This window comes from Tardiphaga sp. (genome assembly GCF_028290495.1).
GTDB lineage: Bacteria > Pseudomonadota > Alphaproteobacteria > Rhizobiales > Xanthobacteraceae > Tardiphaga.
Genome location: NZ_JAQGJT010000017.1, coordinates 1 through 14333, shown reverse-complemented (window position 1 = coordinate 14333; position 14333 = coordinate 1). Strand labels below are relative to the sequence as shown.

Genomic DNA, 14333 nt, shown 5'->3' with positions numbered 1-14333 from the left:
GTCATGCGCGATCGTCTGATATTTGCCGGACAACTCGGCTTCACGCTGCTGGTCGCCGCCTTCCTGGTGGTGCCCGTCATCCTGTCGCTGTCGGCCGGCGTCACCGTCAACTATTTTCGCGGCATCCAGTCCGGCGTCACCCTGCAATGGGTGACGCAGGTATGGGATCTCTATGCTGGCGAAATTCTCCTGTCGTTCGTGATCGCACTGGCGACGCTGGTGGTGACGCTGATTGTCGGCGTCCCCGCCGCCTATGCGTTGCATGTGCGCGGCGGCAGGCTGTCGCGCGTGATCGAGGAAATCATCACGCTGCCGCTGGCGATCCCCGGCCTCGCCATCGCTTTGGCGTTGCTGCTGACCTATGGCGGTTTCGGCAGCTTTCGCCGCTCGTGGGGCTTCATTCTCGTCGGCCACGTGATCTTCACCATGCCGTTCATGGTGCGCTCGGTGATGGCGGTGTTCGGCAGCATCGACATCAAGACGCTGGACGAGGGCGCGGCCTCGCTCGGCGCGTCGCCGTGGCGGCGGTTCTGCAACGTCATCGTGCCCAATGCGATGCCGGGCATTCTGGCGGGCTCGCTGATGGTGGTGACGCTGTCGCTCGGCGAGTTCAACCTGACCTGGATGCTTCACACGCCGCTGACCAAGACGCTGCCGGTCGGCCTCGCTGATGCCTATGCGTCGATGCGGCTCGAAGTGGCTTCCGCCTACACCTTGATTTTCTTTGTCATGATTGTCCCGCTTCTGGTGGCGATGCAGTTGTTTGCCGATGAGGGCCAGAAAAAATGAACGCCATCGCAGGACACGGCGCCGCCGTGCATATCGAAAACTGCGGCAAGACTTTTGCCGACGGCACGCAAGCGCTGTCGCCGGCCTCGCTCGACATCATCAGCGGCGAGACCCTGGTGCTGCTTGGCCCGTCCGGCTGCGGCAAGACCACCATGCTGCGCATCATCGCCGGGCTTGAGCAGCCCGATGCCGGCGGTCGCGTGCGCTTCGATGACAGCGATATGACGTCGGTGCCGATCGAGGCGCGCAATGTCGGCATGGTGTTCCAGTCCTACGCGTTGTTTCCCAACATGAGCGTTGCCGACAATATCGGCTATGGCCTCAAGATCCGCGGCGTTGACGCAAAAGCCCGCGCGGCGCGGATCGCCGAGATGGTGGCGCTGACCAATATCGGCGGGCTTGAGAACCGCCGCATCGAGCAGCTCTCCGGCGGCCAGCGGCAGCGCGTGGCGCTGGCGCGTGCAGTCGCGATCCGCCCGCGGGTGCTGTTGCTCGACGAGCCGCTGACGGCGCTGGACGCTTCGTTGCGCGACCGGCTGCGCGGCGAGTTGAACCGGTTGCTGCGCTCGCTGGGCATCACCACGATCTACGTGACGCACGATCAGGCCGAGGCGATGGAGCTTGGTGATCGCATTGTGGTGATGCGCAAGGGCGCCATCGCCCAGATAGGCACGCCGCGCGAGATTTACTTCAGGCCGCAGAGCCGCTTCGTGGCGGAATTCGTGGGTGCGGCGAATATCGTCGAGGGACCGGTGGTCGGCGGCGAACTGGTGCTGCCGGGCGGCAGGCTGCCGCTGACGGATGCGGCCGATGCCGCCGCGGCGGTGGCGATGATCCGGCCGGAGACGATCCGGATCGTCGGGCAGGGCGAAGCCTCGCTTACCGGAACCGTCGATAGCGTCAGCTTTATCGGCGACAAGCAGCGTCTCATCGTCACCGGCGCGTCCGCAAGGCCGCTGGTGGTCGATGCTCCCAATACGATTGTCGCAGCAACCGGGGATCAGGTCGGCCTGTCCATTGCGCCCGAAGCGATCCGCCTGCTGCCCGAGGAAGTATGATGCCGTCTAAACCGATCCTGATTGCCCAGATCTCCGATTTGCATATCAAGGCGCCGGGCGCGCTGGCCTATGGCAAGGTCGATACCGCGAAAGCGCTTGAGCGTTGCGTTGCCGCGCTCAATGCCCTGCAGCCGCGCCCTGATCTGGTGGTGATATCAGGCGATCTTGCGGACACGCCGACCCCCGGCGAATACGAGCATCTCAAGCGGCTGCTGGCGCCGCTGCAGATTCCCTTTATCGGCATTCCTGGCAACCACGATTGCCGGGACATGATGCGGGCGGCGTTTCCCGATCAGGCCTGGGCGACGGAATCCGGCGCGCTCAATCAGTCGCGCGGCGTCGGCGGCGTCGATGTCATCCTGCTCGACTCCAGCGTCGCGGCGAAGCCGCACGGCACGCTGGAAGCCACCACGTTGGATTGGCTGGATACGACGCTGGCAGCGTCATCGTCACGGCCCGCGCTGGTGTTCCTGCACCATCCGCCGTTCCGCACCGGGATCGAGCACATGGACGTGCAGAACCTGTTCAACGCCGACGACCTCGCGGCGATCGTCCGCAAGCACCCGCGTGTGCGGCTGGTCGCTGCCGGCCACGTGCACCGGGCGACGCTGACCTTGTTCGCCGGCGTCCCGGCCACGATCTGCCCGGCGCCGAACCACGCCGTCGCGCTCGATCTCGCGGAATTGCTGGTGCCATCCTTCGCCATCGAGCCGCCGGCGTTTCACCTGCACGCCTGGTTTGCCGATGCCGATGATGGGTTCGGCGATGTGCTGACGCATCAGGTGCCGATCGGGCAGTTCGAGGGGCCGTACCCGTTCTTCGGCGCCGACGGCAAGCTGCTTTGAAACGGGCGGTCATCCCGGGTGGTTAACGTTTGGTTGTAATTGTCGATCTACCGTGCGGCGTTGGACTGAACCGCAGGATGGATCATGAAGCGTTCCCTGGTTTTGATGTGCGCCTTGCTGGCCCCGGCCGGCATCGAGGCGGCGCCGGGGCAGGTCATCTCGGGCGCGCCGCTGGCTCCTTTGGTAACGCCGGCACCGGCTCCCGCGCCGCAGCCGTCTCCGGCGGCCGCCGCTAAGGTTACGTCTCCCGCAATTCCCTCTGCACCAGCCCCTGCAGACAAGGCCGCCGCTGCCCCCGTCACTGCCGCGCCGCAAACCAGGGCCGCACCAGCCAAGGCCGCTGCGACAGCCCCGGCCGCGACGCCGGAGAGCCGCTCTGCTGCCCTGCTGGCACAATCAGGCGAACCGACGTTTGACGCGGGCTCTGCCCAGCGCCTCGCGGACGCCATCGACGCCTATTCGACCATCGCCAAGCTAGGCGGCTGGCCGCAAATTCCGGTCGAGGCCAAATTCGCGCTCGGCTCCGCCGGCGAGCATGACGCGACGCTGCGGCTGCGGCTGGTGATGACCGGCGATCTGGCGTCGTCAGAGGCCAAGGGGCCGTATAACGCCGCGCTCGTATCCGGCGTGAAGCGCTTCCAGGCCCGGCATGGTCTGGCCACCACCGGGGCCATCGGGCCGCGCACGCTGACGGCGCTCAACGTGCCGGTCGAGAAACGCATCCAGCAGCTCGAGGCGTCGTTGCAGCGCATCGCCACGATCGGCTTCCACTTCGGGCAGCGTTATGTCGTGGTCAATCTGCCGGCGGCCTTCGCCGAGGCGGTGGAGAACGACAAGGTCGTGCGGCGCTACCGTGTGGTGCTCGGCAAGGCCGACAAGCCGTCGCCGACGGTGACGTCAGAGATCAGCAACATCAACCTGAACCCGACTTGGACGGTGCCGGCCTCGATCACCAAGAACGAGATCGCGGCGCATATGCGCAAGGACCCGACCTATCTCAGCCGCCTGCACATGCAGGTGCTGGACTTCAAGGAGAACGTCCTCGACCCCGCCAGCGTCGATTGGGCGGCAGAAAAGCTGCCGAACATCTTCGTGCGGCAGGAGCCCGGCTCATGGAATGCGCTGGGGCAGGTCAAGATCGACATGCCGAACGCTTATGCCGTCTACATGCACGACACCAACCAGAAGAACCTGTTCAGCGAAGACGACCGCTTCGATTCGCACGGCTGCGTACGCGTCGACAACGTCCGCGACCTCGCGGCGTGGCTGCTGCAGGAGACGCCGAACTGGGAGCGCGCGAAGATCGACGAGGCGATCGCCACCGGACAGCGCCAAAGTCTCAAGCTGGAGAAGAAGGTGCCGGTCGCCTGGATCTATCTCACGGCCTGGATGACCCGTGACCAGATCGTGCAGTTTCGCAGCGACGTCTACGACCAGGACGCGCAGCTCGTCGAAGCAACCTCGGAAGAAAAGGCGTTCTTCGATCAGGCCGTGAAGAGCCGTACGAATTGAGGCGCGGCGCCTTGAAGTCTGTCTTTGAGTCTTTCGTCCGATGCGGAAAGTTGACGAGATCTCCACACGGTTCGGCCATGATGGCCATCCACCAATGACGCGGCTGCGATGCAGCGGGTCGTGCGCAACCATTTGGTCGACCGCGCGTTCAAGAGGTCTAACAGGAGTTTGAAATGAATTTGAAATTGACAATCGCCGGTCTGGTTGCGCTCGGCGGAGTTGCTCTCGGCGCGGGCTCGGCCTCCGCCATGCCCAACGGCCTTGCGGCCCAGGGTGGCGTCGGCCAGTCCGGTCAGGTCGAACAGGTGCGGCTGGTCTGCGATGAATACGGACGCTGCTGGCGACGCCCGAACTACGGTTACGGCCCGCGTTACGGCTATGGCCGTCCCGGTCCGCGCTATGGTTTTGGCGGTGGCTACGGTGGACCGCGCCGTGGCGGCTGGGATCGCGGCCACGGTTACGGCGGCGGTCGCTGGTAAGCGAGAGCACGATTTAGGCGACGGGGAGGGCGGTGCCCTCCCTTTTTCTTGGTGATGCTCAGGACGGGTTGGAGTCCGGCGCCGATGCCGTGGTCGGCACGGCCACCGCAACTGCCGGCTTGGGCAGCGGCTTGTCCTGTTTCTTCGACCACGAGATATAATAGGCCACGCAGGTCATCAGGCCGATGCCGGCAGCGCTGACGAAGATCTGCGCCAGCAGGGAGCCCGAGCTCACCATCAGCAGGAAGTGGCCGACGAAGGACAGAAACACGCCGACGCAGAACACCGCCAGCGACTGCTGGCCGCATTTGATGATCGGCTCGAAGATTTTCCATTGCAGCCTCGGCGAGTCCTTCGAGATGAAGCGCGTCACGAAGAAGGCGATGATGACAAAGTGCAGCACGCGGTACGGCGCCAGATTGGTCTTGTCGTTGGGGTTGAAGGCGTCGAACAGCCAGTCGGGCATCATGTGGCCGTAGTCCGGGAAGCGGCCGGCCATAGTCATGATCAGCGAGAACACGAGGTAGGCGAAGCCGAAATACAGCAGCACCTTCGACTTGATCACCGAGCGCGATTCGACGGCGCCGCCGAGCGCAAACCAGGCGCCGAACACGAACAGCAACTGCCAGGTGTAGGGATTGAAATACCAGACGCCGGACGGGTAGGCCGGCAGGTTCCAGCCGAACTGGCGGGCGGCGAAATACAGCGCCAGCGAGCCGAGCATGGTCAGATCCGGCTTGCGCAGCATCAGCCACAGCACCGGCGGGAAGAAGCCCATCAGCACGATGTAGAGCGGCAGAACGTCGAGATTGAGCGGCTTGAATTTCAGCAGCAGGCCCTGGCTCAGCGTCTGGACCGGGTTGTCGACCAGCCCCGCGACATTGAACTCGTTGATGATGTCGGGGTCATTGTAGCGCTGCGCCACGTAGCCAATGGCGGCGATGTAGATTACGAACAGGATGACGTGGGCGACGTAGAGCTGCCAGACCCGCTTGGTCAGCCGGGTGGCGCCGACGATGAAGCCGCGATCCAGCATCATCTTGGCGTAGACGAACGACGCGGTGTAGCCGGAAATGAACACGAACAGGTCGGCGGCGTCGGAGAAGCCGTAGTTCCGGGTGGTCACCCAGTTGACGACGTTATCGGGGATATGGTCGAGGAAAATCGCCCAGTTGGCGATCCCGCGGAACAGGTCCAGCCGGAGGTCGCGGCCTTTGGGGGGGAGAATGGCGTGAATGTCCATGGGGGCCGTTCGTGCTGGTTTGGGACCGGGCAACATCGAGCAATATAGGGAACTAAGCAGCTTCGTACCGCGATTGTCACGACGCTGTGGAAAGAATATACCAAAACCCAGGATCCGCCCGATGGCGGAATCGCGGGCAACCCGCGGTAAATCAGTATATCGGCGGCGCCGATTCCACCAGTTTGGCGCAATGTCGCATCTCAAGAGGCTGTCGCACTCATGACCGCACGCATCTTCAAGGCCGCCAAGAACGCCATGCAGGCCGGGCTGGCCAAGACCCGGGACTGGCAGCTCGATTACGAGCCGGAGCAGGCGCGGGTGATCGAGCCGCTGATGGGCTGGACCAGTTCGGGCGACATGAAGCAGCAGCTGTCGCTGCACTTCCACAGCAAGGAAGAGGCGGTCGCCTATTGCGAAAACGAGGGCATCGCCTACCAGGTGATCGAACCCAAGGTGCGGGCGCCGCGCACCATCGCCTATTCCGACAATTTCGCGTTCCGCCGCACCGAGCCCTGGACGCACTGAGTTTCTGACCGCTCCGGGCGGCCGGGCTGGCCCTGCCAGCCTAAAGCAGGGTTGCGTCCCACCTGCACGCAATGACACCATCGCGACGGCCGGATAACCGGCCGCGTGCAAACAAGAAAATACCGCAGGGAAACGGAAGCCGATGCCGCTTCGCTCGACCATCGATCCCGGATCAATTGATTTCAAGTGCAACGTCGAAGCCATGCAGGCGCAGGTCGCCGAATTGCGCGACCGCCTCGGCGCGGTCGCCGGCGGCGGCGGCGAGGCATCCCGGAAGAAGCATCTGGCGCGCGGCAAGATGCTGGCGCGCGAGCGCGTCGATCTTCTGATCGATCCCGGCACCGCCTTCCTCGAACTGTCGCCGCTCGCCGCCCACGGCCTGTACGGCGGTGACGTGCATTCCGCCAGCGTCATCACCGGCGTCGGCCGCGTCAGCGGGCGCGAATGCATGATCGTCGCCAACGACGCCACCATCAAGGGCGGCACCTACTACCCCATGACGGTGAAGAAGCATCTGCGCGCGCAGGATATCGCGATGCAGAACCGGCTGCCATGCATCTACATGGTGGATTCCGGCGGCGCGTTCCTGCCGCAGCAGGACGAGATTTTCCCGGACGAACGCCACTTCGGCCGCATCTTCTACAACCAGGCGCAGATGTCGGCTGATGGCATCGCGCAGATCGCCATCGTGATGGGGTCCTGCACGGCGGGCGGCGCCTACATGCCGGCGATGTCCGACGAGAGCATTATCGTACGCAATCAGGGCACCATCTTCCTCGGCGGCCCGCCGCTGGTGAAGGCGGCGACCGGCGAGGTGGTGACCGCGGAAGAACTCGGCGGCGCCGACGTGCATTCGCGGCACTCGGGCGTCACCGATCACTACGCGCAGAACGACGGCCACGCGATCGGCATCGCGCGAAAAATCGTCGCCACGCTGAAGCAGCCGGAACGCGCCGCGCTGAATCTGCTGCCGCCGCGTGACCCGCTGTTTGCGGCTGACGAACTGTACGGCGTCATCCCGGCAGATGCGCGAAAACCGTTCGACATGCACGATATCATCGCGCGCATCGTCGATGGCTCGGAATTCGACGAATTCAAGAAGCTGTACGGCACCACGCTGATCACAGGCTTCGCGCATATCTGGGGCTTTCCGGTCGGCATCATCGCCAACAACGGCATCCTGTTCAGCGAGTCCTCGCTGAAGGGCGCGCATTTCATCGAGCTATGCTGCCAGCGCAATATCCCGCTGGTGTTCCTGCAGAACATCACCGGCTTCATGGTAGGCAAGAAATACGAGGCCGGCGGCATCGCGCGCGACGGCGCCAAGCTGGTGACGGCGGTGGCCACCGCGAATGTGCCGAAGTTCACCGTCGTGATTGGTGGCTCCTACGGCGCCGGCAATTACGGCATGTGCGGCCGCGCCTACTCGCCGCGTTTCCTGTGGATGTGGCCGAATGCCCGGATCTCGGTGATGGGTGGCGAGCAGGCCGCGATGGTGCTGAGCACGCTGCGCCGTGACAATATCGAGGCGAAAGGCGGCTCATGGTCGACCGAGGAAGAAGAAGCTTTTCGCGCACCGACGAAGCAGCAATTCGAGACCCAAGGCAGCCCGTATTACGCCACCGCGCGGCTGTGGGACGACGGCGTGATCGATCCCGCCGATACCCGCCTGGTGCTGGGACTGGGCCTGTCGGCCTCGGCCAATGCGCCGATCGAGCCGACGCGCTTCGGCCTGTTCAGGATGTGATGATGGCCACTCCCGCTCTCTATAAGCCATTTCGCACGCTGCTGATCGCCAACCGTGGCGAGATCGCCTGCCGTGTCATCCGCACCGCGCGCGCGATGGGGCTTCGCACCGTCGCGGTCTATTCGGAGGCCGACGCCGACGCGCTGCATGTCGCTGACGCCGACGAGGCCGTGCTGATCGGCCCGGCGCGTGCGCGCGACTCCTATCTCAACATTGCCAATGTGATCGACGCCGCGCGAAAAACCGGCGCCGAGGCAATCCATCCCGGTTACGGTTTTCTTTCGGAGAGCGCCGAATTCGCGCAGGCCTGTGCGGATGCCGGTATCGTGTTTGTCGGCCCGACCGCCGACATGATCACCGCGATGGGCTCGAAGTCCGGCTCCAAGGCGTTGATGGAGAAGGCCGGCGTGCCGCTGGTGCCGGGTTTTCACGGCGAGGCGCAAGATGAGGCGACATTGGCGTCAGCCGCAGACCGGATCGGCTTTCCGGTTCTGGTGAAGGCGTCGGCCGGCGGCGGCGGCCGCGGCATGCGCGTGGTGCGCTCGGCCGGTGAATTGGCGGCAGCGATCATCAGCGCCAAGCGCGAGGCGAAAGCTGCGTTCGGCGATGACCGTATGCTGATTGAGAAATACGTCGACAATCCCCGTCACATCGAGGTGCAGATCGTCGGCGACAGCCACGGCAATCTGGTGTCATTGTTCGAGCGCGAATGCACCTTGCAGCGCCGCCACCAGAAGGTGATCGAGGAAGCGCCGTCGCCGACACTTGGTCCTGCGCAGCGCGAGGCAGTTTGCGCCGCTGCGCGAAAAGCAGCGGGCGCGGTGAACTATGTCGGTGCCGGCACCATCGAATTCGTCTCCGACGGCCACGAGGTGTTCTTCATCGAGATGAACACGCGGCTGCAGGTCGAGCACCCCGTCACCGAACTGATCTCAGGCGTCGATCTGGTCGAATGGCAGTTGCGCGTCGCCTTCGGCGAGAGGCTGCCGCTGGCGCAGGACGAGATCACATTGAACGGCCACGCCGTCGAGGCGCGGGTCTATGCGGAGAATCCGCACAAGAATTTCATGCCGTCGGTCGGCCGCATCACGACATGGCGCACGCCGGCAGAGGACAACGGACTGCGCATCGACGCCGGCTACCGCGAAGGCGACAGCGTATCGCCAAATTACGACGCGATGCTCGCCAAGGTGATCGCCTGGGCGCCGACGCGCGAGGCGGCGATCGACCGGCTCAACCGCGGGCTGGAAGACACCGACGTTCGCGGCATCGTGACCAACATTCCGTTTCTGTCGGCGCTGGTGACGCATCCCGATGTTCGCGCCAACACCATCGACACCGGCTTCATTGAACGTGAGCTGACGGCGCTGACGCCGCCGGGTGCGCCTCCCGGCGAACTCGAACTCTGCGCCGCCGTCGCAGCGATCCTCGGCGTCGAGCAGGCACGGGCCACCGAGACGTCGCCGTGGCAGAGCGCCGGATGGATGCCCGTCGGTCGCCGTCAGCGCGTGTTCCGGTTTCGCCAAAGCGATAGCGAGCACAAGGTAACGCTGGTCTATGGCAGCGGCCCGTCGCAACTGCTGATCGGGGACCGCGTCTTGGCGTTCGCTGCATCATATGGCGCGCATGGTGATTTCGATCTCACGCTCGATGGCGCGCGCTCGCACACTCATGCAGTCATCGAAGGCCACGAACTTTATCTGCGTACGCGCAACGGGCGCTTCGACATGCATTGGGTCGATCCGTTCGGCGGCGATGACGAGGAGCACGTCGGCGAGGACAAGATCGTGGCGCCGTTGCCCGGCACCGTGGTGGCGCTGCTGGCTGAGGAGGGCGCGCTGCTCGAGAAGGGCGCAGCGATCCTGACGCTGGAAGTGATGAAAATGGAGCAGACGTTGCGCGCGCCGTTCGCGGGCAAGCTCACCAGCCTGCGATGCAAGGTCGGCGATATCGTCCAGGAAGGCGTCGAACTCGCCGTCGTCGAACCTTCTGAAGCTGATCCAGAATGACCGACTCCATTCGCATCGTCGAAGTGGGCCCGCGCGACGGGCTTCAGAACGAGAAGACGCCGGTTTCGGTCGCGGATCGTATCGCCTTCGTGAAGGCGCTGGTATCGGCCGGGTTGGACACGGTCGAGGTCGGCTCGTTCGTGTCGCCCAAGGCTATCCCGCAGATGATCGGTTCGGATCAGGTGTTCCGCGGCGTCGCGGACCTGCCCGGTGAATTCCATGTGCTGGTGCCCAACGAGAAGGGCTACGAGGGCGCGAAGGCCGTCGGTGCGAAAGTCATCGCGGTGTTCGCGTCGGCCTCCGAAGGGTTTTCGCGGGCCAATATCAATTGCTCGGTCCAAGAATCCATCGAGCGCTTCAAGCCGGTCATCGCGCGCGCGCAGGCCGACGGCATCCGGGTGCGCGGCTACGTGTCCTGCGTGCTGGGCTGCCCGTATGACGGCGAGGTGGATGTGCAGGCGGTCGTGGATGTCACCACCACCCTTTGGGATCTCGGTTGCTATGAGGTTTCGCTCGGCGACACCATCGGCGTCGGTACGCCGAGAAAGGCCCGCGCGCTGCTGCGGGCCTGTGCGGAGGCGGTGCCCATGCAGAACCTGGCGATGCACTTCCACGACACGTACGGGCAGGCGCTGGCCAATATCTACGCGGGGCTGGAAGAGGGCGCCCGCGTCATCGACTCCGCCGCCGGCGGCCTCGGCGGCTGCCCCTATGCACCCGGCGCCACCGGCAATGTCGGCACCGAGGACGTGGTCTACATGCTGGAAGGCATGGGGATTTCGACCGGTGTGGACATGGACAAGCTGTTGGCCGCGACCAATGCGATCAGCGTTCTGATCGGCCGTCCGCCGGTCAGCCGCGTGGCGTCCGCGATAAATGCGAGCCGGCGGGCGAAGTAACAGCCGCCCTCGCAGTCACGCGGAGAGTCTTGAGTTACCGTCCCCCGTCCGGTCCCATCACCAGGTCCGGCAGGAATGTCGAGATCCCCGGCACGAAGCACAGCAGCAGCACCGCGAACATCATCAGCAGCACGAACGGCACGGTGCCCCAGATCACCTCGCTGAGCGGGATGTCGGGCGCGACGTTGCGGATCACGAAGATGTTCAACCCGACCGGCGGATGAATCAGCCCCATCTCCATCACGATCGTCATCACGATGCCGAACCAGATGATGTCGAAGCCCGCGGCGCGCAGCGGCGGCAGCACGATCGGCGCGGTCATCAGGATGATCGATACGGGCGGCAGGAAGAAGCCGAGCATCACCACCATCACCAGAATGGCGGCGAGCAGTTCCCAGCGCGGCAGATGCATCGCGACGATCGATTCCGCGACCGACTGCGAGATGTGCAGGTAGCTCATCACGTAGGAGTACAGCAGCGACATGCCGATGATCATCATCAGCATGGTGGATTCGCGGATGGTGGATTTCAGGATCGGCGCGAGGTCACGCGGCCGCCACACGCCGTAGATTGCCGCGATCAGCGCCAGCGCCAGCAAGCCGCCGAGGCCTGCGGTTTCCGACGGCGTCGAGTAGCCGCCATACAGCGCGATCATCACGCCGGTGAGCAGGATGATGAAGGGCAGCACGCGGGGCAGCACGCTGAAGCGCTCCTTCATGGTGAAGTCGTCGTGCTTGAGGATCGGTGAGGTCTCGCCGGTCTGCAGATAGGCCGCGTGCGCCGTGGCGTATTCGCGCCGGAACCGGAACACGGCATAGGTGCCGAACAGCGTTACCAGCAGCAGGCCGGGGCCGATGCCGGCCAGGAACAGCCGTCCCAGCGATTTCTCGGCGGCCACCGCAAACAGAATCATGGTGATCGACGGCGGCAGCAAAATGCCGAGCGTGCCGCCGGCGGCGATGATGCCCGCCGCGAAGCCGCCGGAATAGCCGCGCTTGCGCATTTCGGGAATGCCGGCCGAGCCGATCGCCGAACATGTAGCAGGCGAGGAGCCGGCCATCGCCGCGAACAGCGCGCAGGCGAACACGTTGGCGACGCCGAGGCCGCCCGGGACCTTGTGCAGCCAGGCATGTAATGCGGTGTAGAGATCCTGTCCCGCGCGCGACTTGCCGATCGCGGCTCCCTTCAGGATGAACAGCGGGATCGACAGCAACGTGATCGAGGCCATTTCCTCGTAGACGTTCTGCGTTACCGTATCGAGCGAGGCGGACGGCATGTAGATCGCCATGAACACCACGGCGACGGAGCCGAGCGCAAAGGCGATCGGCATTCCCGAGAACATCGCGACGAGCGTGGCCAGGCCGTAGCTAATTCCAATTCCAAGTACAGTCACGGGCGGGCCTTGCGGGTCAGCGGGATCAGGATCTGCAGCAGGATCTGCACGCACAGCAACGTCATGCCTGCGGCCATCAGTGCATAGGGAATGGCGAGCGGCGGCGACCACATCGAATTCGAGACCTGGCCATCGACCCAGGCTTCATGTGTCAGCGTCCATGACTTCCAGGCGAAGAAGCCGCAGAACACGAGGCTGGCGACATCGACCAGCCACAGCCGGATCGCGTTGACCATCGGCGACAGCAGCCCGATAAAGGCCTCGATGCCGATATGGCCGCGCTGGCCCTGCACGTAGGCGGCGGTCATGAAGGTGGCGCCGACCAGCAGGAATACTGCGGCCTCGTCCTGCCAGTAGGTGGCGCTGTGGAACACGCTGCGGGTCAGCACGCTGTAGCTCAGGATCAGGCAGGCGGCGATCAGCGCGATCGCTGACAGCACCACGATGACGGTGTTGCAGAACGCCAGCGCGCGCTCCAGCGCCGCCACGAGCGGGTGGCTCGCGGCAGCGGGAGGATCGAAGTGATCGGGCAGTGCGCCGTGCATCAGGCCGCCACGTCGTTGGCGAGCTTGAGCAGGTTGGCGGCCAGCGGCGTCTTGGCGCTGTAGTCCTTCCAGGCGGTGTCGCGGGCGATGTCACGCCATTTGCCGACGGTCGCGGCGTCGAGCACGCTGACCTTGGCGCCGGCCTTCTCGTACACCTTGGCGACCTCGACGTCGTCGTCCTGAGCGCCCTTCTTGCCGAACGCTTCCATCTCGGCGCCGACCGTCAGCAGAATGTCCTGATGGTTCTTCGGCAACTTGTCGAAGATCGCCTTCGACATCATCAGCGGCTCCAGCATGAACCAGTACGACGCGCCGGCGCCTGAGGTCAGGTGCTTTGCCACCTCTTCGAGCCGGAACGAAATCAGGCTGGTGGAGGAGGTGATGCCGGCGTCACAGGCGCCGGTCTGCATCGCCGCGTAGATTTCGTTGGAGGGCACCGACAGCACGGCTGCGCCCGCGGTCTGCAGCACCATGTCCATCTCGCGTGAGCCGCCGCGCACCTTGAGCCCCTTGGCGTCGTCCGGCGTCAGCAGCGGCCGGTTGCGGCTGGCGACGCCGCCGGCCTGCCAGATCCAGGTCAGCAGGATGATGCCCTTGTCGGCGAGGAAGTCAGTCAGCGCCTTGCCGACCGGCTGGTCTTTCCAGCGCAGGCCCTGCTCATAGGTCGAGACCAGGCCGGGCATCAGGCCGATATTGGTTTCCGGCAGTTCGCCGCCGGCATAGGGCATCGGATACAGGCTGATATCGAGCGCGCCTTTGCGCATTGCCGAGAATTGCGCATTGGTCTTGATCAGCGACGAGTTCGGATAGATCTCGGCAGCGATCTCACCGCCGCTGCGCTTGGCCACCTCGGCGGCGAACACCCGGCACAGCCGGTCGCGGAAATCGCCCTTGTCGACGGTGCCGCCGGGAAACTGGTGCGATATTTTCAGCGTGGTCGCAGCCCGGGCCGTTCCGGTCCCGAAACGCAGGATGGCCGGGGCGGCGAGCGCTGTGACGAGGACGTGGCGGCGTGTGAGCATGGCTATCTCCCTTAAGCTATTTTTGATTGGAATATCCGGGCCGGCGTTGCGGCATATTAGCCCGTCTTCTTCAGAACTTTCTCTAGTCTGATAGTTCGAGGCTGGTGTCGAGAAAGCGCCGCTCGTGTTGCGGCGCACACTTGCCGAAAGATTCGACCGAAAAAAGACGAAATAACACAATTTGGCCGGAGTTCATCCGGGCCCGGCGCCCCCTGCAAAAGCCCTTTGCGAAAAATTTTCCAACAGCCGGTAACAAACCCGGCCGCG

Annotated in this window: 14 protein-coding genes; 9 read left to right on the top strand and 5 right to left on the bottom strand. The window is 64.5% G+C overall.

Annotation, left to right across the window (positions count from 1 at the left end; translation table 11 throughout):
• Positions 1 to 3 precede the first annotated feature (3 nt).
• The 5 genes from JWQ24_RS01950 (at position 4) to JWQ24_RS01930 (ending at position 4683) form a co-directional block, all read left to right on the top strand.
• Positions 4 to 789: an ABC transporter permease subunit gene (locus JWQ24_RS01950; protein ID WP_299803685.1), complete on the top strand. Its 786-nt coding sequence runs from the start codon at positions 4 to 6 to the stop codon at positions 787 to 789.
• Positions 786 to 1847, top strand: a complete 1062-nt coding sequence (locus JWQ24_RS01945; RefSeq protein ID WP_299803683.1) for an ABC transporter ATP-binding protein — start codon at positions 786 to 788, stop codon at positions 1845 to 1847. The genes JWQ24_RS01950 and JWQ24_RS01945 overlap by 4 nt, the downstream gene beginning before the upstream one ends.
• On the top strand, positions 1847 to 2692 hold the full coding sequence (locus JWQ24_RS01940) for a phosphodiesterase (protein ID WP_299803681.1): 846 nt from the start codon (positions 1847 to 1849) through the stop codon (positions 2690 to 2692). Before JWQ24_RS01945 ends, JWQ24_RS01940 begins: the two co-directional genes overlap by 1 nt.
• A gap of 84 nt (positions 2693 to 2776) precedes the next feature.
• Entirely contained in the window at positions 2777 to 4204 is a 1428-nt protein-coding gene (locus JWQ24_RS01935; RefSeq protein ID WP_299803678.1) for a L,D-transpeptidase family protein, read from the top strand.
• Between the two features lie 173 nt (positions 4205 to 4377).
• Positions 4378 to 4683, top strand: a complete 306-nt coding sequence (locus tag JWQ24_RS01930; protein WP_299803675.1) for a hypothetical protein — start codon at positions 4378 to 4380, stop codon at positions 4681 to 4683.
• A 58-nt stretch (positions 4684 to 4741) separates the two neighbouring features.
• On the opposite strand, the gene JWQ24_RS01925 is transcribed toward JWQ24_RS01930, so the two are convergent.
• A complete protein-coding gene (locus tag JWQ24_RS01925) occupies positions 4742 to 5926 on the bottom strand; it encodes an OpgC domain-containing protein (RefSeq protein ID WP_299803672.1) in 1185 nt (394 codons plus the stop codon).
• Between the two features lie 219 nt (positions 5927 to 6145).
• Here JWQ24_RS01925 and JWQ24_RS01920 point away from each other — a divergent pair, with 219 nt between their 5' ends.
• The 4 genes from JWQ24_RS01920 to JWQ24_RS01905 all read left to right on the top strand — a co-directional run bounded on the left by JWQ24_RS01920 (position 6146) and on the right by JWQ24_RS01905 (position 11106).
• A complete protein-coding gene (locus tag JWQ24_RS01920) occupies positions 6146 to 6451 on the top strand; it encodes an ETC complex I subunit (RefSeq protein WP_299803670.1) in 306 nt (101 codons plus the stop codon).
• Between the two features lie 142 nt (positions 6452 to 6593).
• Positions 6594 to 8198 (top strand): carboxyl transferase domain-containing protein, encoded by a 1605-nt coding sequence (locus tag JWQ24_RS01915; RefSeq protein WP_299803667.1) that lies wholly within the window; start codon positions 6594 to 6596, stop codon positions 8196 to 8198.
• Positions 8199 to 8200: 2 nt separating this feature from the next.
• The gene (locus JWQ24_RS01910; protein ID WP_299803664.1) at positions 8201 to 10207 is read left to right on the top strand and encodes an acetyl-CoA carboxylase biotin carboxylase subunit; all 2007 of its coding nucleotides are present in this window, start codon (positions 8201 to 8203) and stop codon (positions 10205 to 10207) included.
• Positions 10204 to 11106, top strand: coding sequence for a hydroxymethylglutaryl-CoA lyase (locus JWQ24_RS01905; RefSeq protein ID WP_299803662.1), 903 nt, complete (start codon positions 10204 to 10206; stop codon positions 11104 to 11106). Before JWQ24_RS01910 ends, JWQ24_RS01905 begins: the two co-directional genes overlap by 4 nt.
• A 34-nt stretch (positions 11107 to 11140) precedes the next feature.
• Here JWQ24_RS01905 and JWQ24_RS01900 read toward each other — a convergent pair whose 3' ends face one another.
• The 4 genes from JWQ24_RS01900 to JWQ24_RS01885 all read right to left on the bottom strand — a co-directional run.
• Entirely contained in the window at positions 11141 to 12499 is a 1359-nt protein-coding gene (locus JWQ24_RS01900; RefSeq protein ID WP_299803660.1) for a TRAP transporter large permease, read from the bottom strand.
• Positions 12496 to 13044, bottom strand: coding sequence for a TRAP transporter small permease (locus tag JWQ24_RS01895; RefSeq protein WP_299803657.1), 549 nt, complete (start codon positions 13042 to 13044; stop codon positions 12496 to 12498). Before JWQ24_RS01895 ends, JWQ24_RS01900 begins: the two co-directional genes overlap by 4 nt.
• Positions 13044 to 14066, bottom strand: a complete 1023-nt coding sequence (gene dctP, locus JWQ24_RS01890; RefSeq protein WP_299803654.1) for a TRAP transporter substrate-binding protein DctP — start codon at positions 14064 to 14066, stop codon at positions 13044 to 13046. The genes JWQ24_RS01895 and dctP overlap by 1 nt, the downstream gene beginning before the upstream one ends.
• Before the next feature lie 82 nt (positions 14067 to 14148).
• Positions 14149 to 14333, bottom strand: a 185-nt coding sequence (locus JWQ24_RS01885) for a hypothetical protein (protein ID WP_299803651.1), incomplete at its 5' end; no start/stop codon positions are given.

What these genes read in the sequence shown, in the direction of transcription:
- JWQ24_RS01950 (WP_299803685.1), top strand. Translation starts at nt 4, where the DNA reads ATGCGCGATCGTCTGATATTTGCCGGACAACTCGGCTTCACGCTGCTG.
- JWQ24_RS01945 (WP_299803683.1), top strand. Translation starts at nt 786, where the DNA reads ATGAACGCCATCGCAGGACACGGCGCCGCCGTGCATATCGAAAACTGC.
- JWQ24_RS01940 (WP_299803681.1), top strand. Translation starts at nt 1,847, where the DNA reads ATGCCGTCTAAACCGATCCTGATTGCCCAGATCTCCGATTTGCATATC.
- JWQ24_RS01935 (WP_299803678.1), top strand. Translation starts at nt 2,777, where the DNA reads ATGAAGCGTTCCCTGGTTTTGATGTGCGCCTTGCTGGCCCCGGCCGGC.
- JWQ24_RS01930 (WP_299803675.1), top strand. Translation starts at nt 4,378, where the DNA reads ATGAATTTGAAATTGACAATCGCCGGTCTGGTTGCGCTCGGCGGAGTT.
- JWQ24_RS01925 (WP_299803672.1), bottom strand. Translation starts at nt 5,926, where the DNA reads ATGGACATTCACGCCATTCTCCCCCCCAAAGGCCGCGACCTCCGGCTG.
- JWQ24_RS01920 (WP_299803670.1), top strand. Translation starts at nt 6,146, where the DNA reads ATGACCGCACGCATCTTCAAGGCCGCCAAGAACGCCATGCAGGCCGGG.
- JWQ24_RS01915 (WP_299803667.1), top strand. Translation starts at nt 6,594, where the DNA reads ATGCCGCTTCGCTCGACCATCGATCCCGGATCAATTGATTTCAAGTGC.
- JWQ24_RS01910 (WP_299803664.1), top strand. Translation starts at nt 8,201, where the DNA reads ATGGCCACTCCCGCTCTCTATAAGCCATTTCGCACGCTGCTGATCGCC.
- JWQ24_RS01905 (WP_299803662.1), top strand. Translation starts at nt 10,204, where the DNA reads ATGACCGACTCCATTCGCATCGTCGAAGTGGGCCCGCGCGACGGGCTT.
- JWQ24_RS01895 (WP_299803657.1), bottom strand. Translation starts at nt 13,044, where the DNA reads ATGCACGGCGCACTGCCCGATCACTTCGATCCTCCCGCTGCCGCGAGC.
- dctP (WP_299803654.1), bottom strand. Translation starts at nt 14,066, where the DNA reads ATGCTCACACGCCGCCACGTCCTCGTCACAGCGCTCGCCGCCCCGGCC.